General features: G+C 70.0%; 5 protein-coding genes and 2 pseudogenes. 2 read left to right on the top strand and 5 right to left on the bottom strand.

What is annotated here, in order from left to right; all coding sequences use genetic code 11:
- The first annotated feature begins 113 nt into the window (after positions 1 to 113).
- Positions 114 to 473, top strand: coding sequence for a hypothetical protein (locus A9X01_RS07930; RefSeq protein WP_065120216.1), 360 nt, complete (start codon positions 114 to 116; stop codon positions 471 to 473).
- On the opposite strand, the gene A9X01_RS07925 is transcribed toward A9X01_RS07930, so the two are convergent.
- Positions 470 to 1,801, bottom strand: coding sequence for a lipocalin-like domain-containing protein (locus A9X01_RS07925; RefSeq protein WP_065120215.1), 1,332 nt, complete (start codon positions 1,799 to 1,801; stop codon positions 470 to 472). The genes A9X01_RS07930 and A9X01_RS07925 overlap by 4 nt on opposite strands.
- A 115-nt stretch (positions 1,802 to 1,916) precedes the next feature.
- Here A9X01_RS07925 and A9X01_RS07920 point away from each other — a divergent pair, with 115 nt between their 5' ends.
- On the top strand, positions 1,917 to 3,383 hold the full coding sequence (locus A9X01_RS07920) for an aldehyde dehydrogenase (RefSeq protein WP_065120217.1): 1,467 nt from the start codon (positions 1,917 to 1,919) through the stop codon (positions 3,381 to 3,383).
- A 1-nt stretch (position 3,384) separates the two neighbouring features.
- On the opposite strand, the gene A9X01_RS07915 is transcribed toward A9X01_RS07920, so the two are convergent.
- The 4 genes and pseudogenes from A9X01_RS07915 to rph all read right to left on the bottom strand — a co-directional run.
- Positions 3,385 to 3,840 (bottom strand): MaoC/PaaZ C-terminal domain-containing protein, encoded by a 456-nt coding sequence (locus A9X01_RS07915; RefSeq protein ID WP_065120214.1) that lies wholly within the window; start codon positions 3,838 to 3,840, stop codon positions 3,385 to 3,387.
- On the bottom strand, positions 3,837 to 4,370 hold the full coding sequence (locus tag A9X01_RS07910) for an FAS1-like dehydratase domain-containing protein (RefSeq protein WP_065120213.1): 534 nt from the start codon (positions 4,368 to 4,370) through the stop codon (positions 3,837 to 3,839). Before A9X01_RS07910 ends, A9X01_RS07915 begins: the two co-directional genes overlap by 4 nt.
- 143 nt (positions 4,371 to 4,513) lie before the next feature.
- A pseudogene (locus tag A9X01_RS31800) lies at positions 4,514 to 6,655 on the bottom strand (PE family protein); the annotation flags it as partial.
- Positions 6,656 to 7,178: 523 nt separating this feature from the next.
- A pseudogene (gene rph, locus A9X01_RS31195) lies at positions 7,179 to 7,266 on the bottom strand (ribonuclease PH); the annotation flags it as partial.

Raw genomic sequence — 7,266 nt, 5'->3', positions numbered from 1 at the left:
CCCCCCCCCGGTTTTTTTGCACCCCGACCCCGCCATCCGCGCTCGCGTAGCGTCTCGTGGGCGCGGAGAGGTGTATAAGAGCCAGGGTCGGCGCACCGGGCGGGAGCGGCGGCATGGGGGGTGACGGCGGCGACGTCACGGCGGTGAGCCCGAGCGGCTCGCCGTTCGGCGGCCGCGGAGGCGACGGCGGCAACGGCGGGCAGGGCGGCGCGGGCACCGACGGCGGTCAGGGAGGCGCCGGCGGCAACGGCGGCGCCGGTGGGCTGTTCGGTGGCGCAGGCGGCGCGGGCCTGGGCGGCGCGGGTGGCGCCGGTGGCGCCGGTGGCGCGGGTGGTGCCGGCGGTCTGGCTGGGACGCCCGGCTCCGACGGCATTGGCGGCATCGGCGCCGCGGGAATCGACGGCCAGCCCGGCGCCCAGGGAACCAACGGTGCGACCGGGAAATCCGGCGCCAACGGCAGGCCGGGGGGCTAAGAGCCCTCCTCGGACAGCGAATCCCGGAGGGCCGCAAGTACGTCTCGGCAGCCATCCGCCGCGGCGAGCGCCGCCCGGACGGATTCGCTTGCCTCAACCCGACGACCAGCATCGAGCAGCGGCGCAAGTCCATCGACCGTGGCCCGCAATTGCGGATCCGAACCGTCGGCGACAGCGGTCGCCAATACCTGAATCAGCTCCCAGTCCCGGTACAGCGCCAACGACCGCTCGTTGAAAGCGAAGGCCGTCACCGGTTCACCCGCCAGCGTGCCGCGGTACCGATACGGTCCCTCCATGTACTCGATCGGCAGGCAATGCGCCGGCGCGGCCACCAGCGGCTCTCCGACAATGTCCAATCCCAAAGCGGCACAGGTGATTCGGTGACGGTCAGGCATATACCGGGCCTTGACCGGTGGGCGGATCAGGGGCTTGATCGAGTCCGGCCAGCGGACGTAGCTGGTGATCGTCACTTCGAAGTCCTCGCAGCACTCCGGCGGCCGGGCATCGGGATAGCTGGTGGTGATGCCGGTAAACGGTTGCAGCGCATTGTGATCGGTGCGCAGGAACTGTCGCCAGATACTCATGTCGACGCCGTTGTCGAAGTTGATCGTGCGCCATTCGTGCGACCTGGTCCGCGGCGGTTCCCCGCTGCCACCGCCCGCATACTTGGGGAACCACTGCCGGTCGACGTGTCCGGCCGTCCCGCTGACCTGCTCTTCACGATCGCCCCAGCGCAACGTTCCGGTCATCCGCATCCCGGTCTGGAAGTAGGAATACGTGTCGTCCTGACCGAAGCAGGCGATTTTGCCGTTGTAGGTTGAGGCGCCCAGGGGCGTTGGTGCCCGCGTCGGCGTGACGGTCAGGTCCAGGCGCATCGGTCGCCCGTCCTGGTCGGTCCCGACCAGGCTCAACTCGTAGGTGTAGGGCAGTAATTCGCCGGCGCTGTCGCGACAGGTGATCCAGTTGGCAACCCCCACGTCGGTTCGATACCGAAGATCCAGATGGCCCACTGCCGTGGACAGTTTGGGCCCGGTGCCGCGTTCCATGCTGTCCGGCGGCATGTCGTAGTCCGTATAGGTGCCGTAGTCACCGGTGTCGAGGTCGAACAACGCCAAGGTGTAGAAATCCGCGACGATCGATCCGCCCGGGCGGTTCCGGTTGAAGATGGTCAGGAATGCGAACGAGCGGCCCGCGCCTGCGGCGAGTTCGCCCGCGAGGAACCAGGTGTCGGACTCCTGGCCGAGATGCTGGCCTTCGGCGCCAGGGAAATCCAGCTGAGGCTCGCCGGGAACCAGTTCGAATGGATAGCTGCGCCAGTCGCTGGTCATGTCACGCCTCGCCTCAAGGGAATGTCGTCCGGCTTGCCGCAGCGAAAATCCGCTTTTTTGCTATGTTAGCATCAATAGCGAAATTACCGTCTCCTGCCCTGAGGTGGTGTCCGCGATGACGGCGAATCCCCGCTCCTACGACCAACTTTTCATTGGTGGACAGTGGCGTCAGCCCGCCACAGCCGAGCGGATCGCGGTCATCTCGCCGCACTCCGAGCAGCCCATCGCGCACGTGCCGTCCGCCGGCCCGGAAGATGTCGACGCTGCGGTCGCGGCCGCCCGGCAGGCGTTGGACCATGGGCCCTGGCCCCGGCTTGCCCCGCAGGAGCGGATACGCAAAATCGAAGCTTTGGCAGCGGAGTACGGGCGTCACATCGACGAGATGGCCGACCTGATCACCGCGCAGATGGGCTCGCCCCGCAGTTTCAGCCGGCTCGGGCAGGCAGCCGGTGCCGCCTCGATGATTCACCTGGCGCTGGCCACCGCGCGTGCCTTCCCTTGGGTGGAGCGCCGCCGCGGTGTGCTCGGTGAAGCGCATCTGCGCCGCGCGCCGGTGGGCGTGGTCGGGGCGATTGTGCCGTGGAACGTGCCGCAGTGCCTGATCATGCCCAAGCTGATCCCGGCCTTGCTTGCCGGCTGCCCGGTGATCATCAAGCCCGCACTCGAAACACCCCTGGACGCTTTGTGGTTGGCCGAGATGATCGAGGAGGTCGGGCTGCCCGAAGGGGTGGTGTCGGTGATCACCGGCGGCCCCGAAGTGGGCGAGGCGCTGGTGCGCCATCCCGGCGTGGACAAGATCGCCTTCACCGGTTCCAGCGCCACCGGCCGTCGCATCGCCGCCCTGTGCGGTGAACAACTGAAACGGGTGAGCCTGGAACTCGGGGGCAAATCGGCGGCGATCGTCCTCGACGATGCCGACATCACCAAGACGGTAACCGGATTGAAGACGGCCGGTTTGATGAACAACGGTCAAGCCTGCGTTGCCCAGACGCGCATTCTGGTCAGTCGGCGCCGGCACGACGAACTCGTCGACGCGCTGGCCGGCATGATGTCGACATTGACCGTCGGTGACCCCACCGACGACAAGACCGACATCGGACCCCTTGTCGCCCAACGTCAACAGCAACGTGTTCAGGACTACATCCGGTCCGGTGAGCAGCAGGGCGCCCGGATCGTTGTCGGCGGCGCCGACACCCCCGCGCCGCACGGTTGGTACGTGCGGCCCACCCTGTTCACCGATGCCGACAACGGCATGCGCATCGCCCGCGAGGAGATCTTCGGTCCCGTGTTGACGGTGCTCACCTACACCGACGAAGACGACGCGGTCCGCATCGCCAATGACAGCGACTACGGTCTGGCCGGCTCGGTGTGGACCTCGGACACCGCGCACGGCCTCGAGATCGCGGCGCGGGTGCGGACCGGCACCTATGGCATCAACATGTACATGCTCGACATCAGCACCCCGTTCGGTGGGTTCAAGCACTCCGGGATCGGGCGTGAGTTCGGCCCCGAAGGGCTGGACGAGTATGTCGAGCTGCAATCGGTGGCGTGCAAGGGGAAACTGCCTCCGCTACCCACCTGAACTATGCCGTCAGCACCTCGAGAGTGACCTCCGCGGGACAGCAGAGTTCTCCGCGCTGATTGTAGACACCGACCTGCAGGTCGATCAAAAATTGCGGATTTGTTCCAGAGGTGTTGCAACGCTTGGCTATAACGCTTCCTCGACCGATCATCGCGTCGCCGGCATAGATCGAACCCAGCAGCGACATCTTGCGCCGCAGGACTCGGCTGTAGGGACCGGCCCAATCCGTGCCGACCCGGTCGACGAAACCGGCGATATGCATCGTGTTGACGAATATCGTCGGATGGCCCTGTCGCTTGGCATATTCCGGATCGAAGTGCCCAGGGAAGTAGTCCCATGTCGCGCCCGCGTTCATCACCACTCGTTCGTAGTTGATCTCGTCGACGACCTCAGGCAACTCGACGGGAACGATCAATCCATACCAGTCGAATCGCCCAGATTTCGGTTCAACCGTCATCCCGCAGCCCCCGGCGGATTGAAGCGGAACAAGGTATTGCGGTTCAACGCGACCACGGCCCCGTCGTCGCGCAGGAAGGTATCAAGTGTTTGAATGAAGTGTCCGACACCGAGTTTGGTGGTCTTCTCCGGCGACACCGACACCACCTCCTCCACGATCGAGAGCCGATCGCCCGCCACCACCGGAATCAGGAACTCGGCTTCGTTGGACGCGTTGACAAAGGTCCTGCCCGGCAACGGAACCCGGATCACCAGTCCCGCGGCCGGCCGCGACCCGTCGGGTGACCACGGCTGCGGAATCACCCAGCCCATCAGCAATGCGGGTGGCCCGACCAGCCCGCCCCACGTTTGAGTCGCGAAGTCCAGGTCCCAATACGCCGGGTTGCCGTCGTGCACCAGGGCAGCGAAATGCTGGATCCGGGCCCCGCTGACCACAGTTCCCGCCACTCGCGGCTCGGTGCGAAAGCCCACCATCTTCAGCGCGTCCTCGTAAGTCCCGAACGCGTACTTGTAACTGATGTCGTCAGCCATCAATCGTCAGGATAGGCGCATCGACGCCTGCCCGGGCACCCGGACCGGAGGTTCGCCGGCATGTGCCGCCTAGCTGGTGCAGCGCAGCAGACCAGCGAAAGCATTGCAACACAACGCGTTTGGCATTCACTCGATCAACAGCTCTACATGCCATGTTCGCCGTCGCTGCCGCGGGTGCCGGGCGGGAAGCCGGAGCCACCGTCGGCGCCGAAGCCACCGAGGCCTCCGACGCCAACCTGACCGTGCCCCCCGTTGCTCCCGTCACCGCCTGCGGCGGCGCCGCCCTGACCGCCTGAGCCGAACTGCGCACCGTCGGCGCCATCGGCGCCGTTGCCGCCATCGCCGCCGGGGCCGGAAAGGCTGTCGCCGCCGTCGCCGCCGCCGCCGCCGCGTCCGCCGGTGCCACCGTTACCACCGGTGCCGCCGTCACCGCCATGGCTACGGGGATCGAAATCCGAACCGGCGCCACCACTTCCGCCGTTTCCTCCGATGCCCCCTTGGCCGGCAGCGCCGCCCGATCCGCCGTCACCGCCAGTGCCCGTTCCGTTGGCCGCGCCACCGGAACCGCCGCGACCGCCGATGCCGCCGATGCCGCCGACCCCGCCATCGCCACCGCGCGCGCCGTCAACGGCATATTGCGTCGGAGCGTCGCCACCGTGGCCACCATCGCCACCCTTGCCGGCGTCTCCGGCACTGCCGCCGGCCCCGCCGGCCCCTCCGTCGCCGGACCCCAATGCCCGGCCGCCCGTGCCGCCAACGCCGCCGGCACCACCATTACCGCCGCCACCGCCGACACCACCGACGCCAGTCCAGGGATCCGAGTCGCCGATGCCGAAGCTGGAGCCGCCGTTCCCGCCGTCGCCGCCGTTGCCTCCGGTGCCGCCGGCCCCGCCGGCCCCGCCGTTCCCCGAAATCGAACCGCCGTCGCCGCCAGCACCGCCATTGCCGCCGGCATAGCCGTTGTAGCCGCCCCCACCGGGGCCGCCGGGGTCCCCGTCAGCTCCGGTGGTACCTGTCGAGCCGGACCTACCGGTCTGGCCGTTACCGCCGGCCCCGCCATCGCCGCCGTTGCCGACCACACCACCGTTACCGCCGGCACCGCCGGTGCCACCGCCGGCACCGTCACCGCCAGCGCCCCCGTTGCCGCCGTGACCGGACGGGCCGGGCCATTCGGCGCCGTCGCCCCCGTTGCCGCCGGCACCGCCGACACCCCCGGCACCCTCAATACCCGCAGCGGCTTGTACCGGGTTGTGGTTGCCGCTCACGCCGCCGACGCCGCCATTGCCACCTGCGGTGCCGTCGGCGCCGGTGCCGCCGTCCCCGGCGAGGCCGAAGGCGGAGTCGCCGCCGCGCCCGCCTTGGCCGCCGGTACCGCCGACGCCGCCAGTACCGCCGACACCGCCGTCACCACCGGGTGCACCGAATGAGGCTCCACCGTCACCGCCGTGGCCACCCACACCGGCTTCGCCCGCGGTGCCGCCGTCGCCGCCGGCACCGCCGGTGCCATCGAGGGCCGCACCGCCGACTCCGCCGACGCCGCCGGTGCCGCCCATCCCGCCGGTGCCACCGTCGCCCGCAGTACCGCCGCTGCCGGTGAGGTAGGCGTGACCGCCGTTACCGCCGGCACCGCCGGCACCGCCATCCCCCGCCGCCCCGCCACGACCGCCGACGCCGCCGTTACCTGACCCGAAGGCCGCGCCCCCAGCGCCGCCGACACCGCCGACACCGCCTTTGCCACCGGTCCCGCCGACACCGCCGTCGCCACCGCTATCGAAGAAATAGCTATCGACGCCGACACCGCCAACACCGCCGACACCCCCGCCGCCGCCAGCTCCACCGGCTCCACCGTCGCCGCCGTTACCAGAGAACGAACCGCCCAAGCCACCGGCGCCACCGGCCCCCCCGGCACCACCTACCCCGCCGACGCCACCAGGGCCGCCGGGCTCCCCGGCGGGGCCTTGCGCGCCGCTGGTACCGATAGCTCCGTTTCCACCTGCGCCCCCGTTCCCACCGTTGCCAATAGAGCCTGCGTTGCCGCCGCCGCCGCCGACACCGCCGGCAGCACCGCCGGCCGAGCCATTGCCGCCCGCGCCGCCATTGCCGCCGTTACCGACCGACCCGGCGTCACCTCCCCACCCGCCGGCGCCACCACCGCCGACGCCATCACCGCCAGCGCCACCGTCACCGCCGTCACCGGAGCTCGCACCGCCACCGCCGCCATCGCCGCCGACGCCGCCGACGCCACCAGATGAGTAACCGCCGGCCCCACCTGCACCGCCGTTGCCGACCCTGGCGTCGCCTCCGAGCCCGCCGGCGCCGCCAACGCCGGCGGCACCGGATGAGTTGCCACCGGCCCCACCTCTACCGCCGTCACCGGAGATCGCACCGCCCACGCCGCCGTTGCCGCCACCTCCAGCGGCGCCACCAGCTGAGTTACCGCCGGCCCCGCCGGCACCGCCGTTGCCACCGTTACCGATCGTCCCGCCATCTCCGCCGTCGCCGCCGACACCCCCAGCGCCCCCGGCCGCCGACACACCATTGGCCCCTCTGGCGCCGTCGCTACCCGCCACAGCGCCACCCGTGCCACCCGACCCGCCTTGGCCGCTGAACCCGCTCGCGCCTCCGTGGCCGCCGTCGGCACCATCGCCAGCGACACCAGCAGCGGAGTCACCGCCGCGGCCACCGGCACCGCCGCTGCCTCCGATTCCGGCATTGCCGCCGGCACCGCCGTTACCGCCGTTGCCGGTACCGCTTTCGTCGCTCCCGCCGGTGCCACCGAAGCCGCCGTCACCGCCATCCGCCCCAGCACCGCCGACCCCGCCGGCCCTTCACCGATTCGCGGTCGGAACGAGTGTGGGTCGCAGACGGCAGCATCGCGTATTCCGCGGTCAGCCAG

The sequence above is a fragment of the Mycobacterium asiaticum genome (assembly GCF_001668675.1).
Taxonomy (GTDB): domain Bacteria; phylum Actinomycetota; class Actinomycetes; order Mycobacteriales; family Mycobacteriaceae; genus Mycobacterium; species Mycobacterium asiaticum_D.
Note: the sequence above shows the minus strand (reverse complement) of the source record. Positions and strands in the feature narration are given on the sequence as shown.

What these genes read in the sequence shown, in the direction of transcription:
- A9X01_RS07925 (WP_065120215.1), bottom strand. Translation starts at nt 1,801, where the DNA reads ATGACCAGCGACTGGCGCAGCTATCCATTCGAACTGGTTCCCGGCGAG.
- A9X01_RS07915 (WP_065120214.1), bottom strand. Translation starts at nt 3,840, where the DNA reads ATGACGGTTGAACCGAAATCTGGGCGATTCGACTGGTATGGATTGATC.
- A9X01_RS07910 (WP_065120213.1), bottom strand. Translation starts at nt 4,370, where the DNA reads ATGGCTGACGACATCAGTTACAAGTACGCGTTCGGGACTTACGAGGAC.
- A9X01_RS07930 (WP_065120216.1), top strand. Translation starts at nt 114, where the DNA reads ATGGGGGGTGACGGCGGCGACGTCACGGCGGTGAGCCCGAGCGGCTCG.
- A9X01_RS07920 (WP_065120217.1), top strand. Translation starts at nt 1,917, where the DNA reads ATGACGGCGAATCCCCGCTCCTACGACCAACTTTTCATTGGTGGACAG.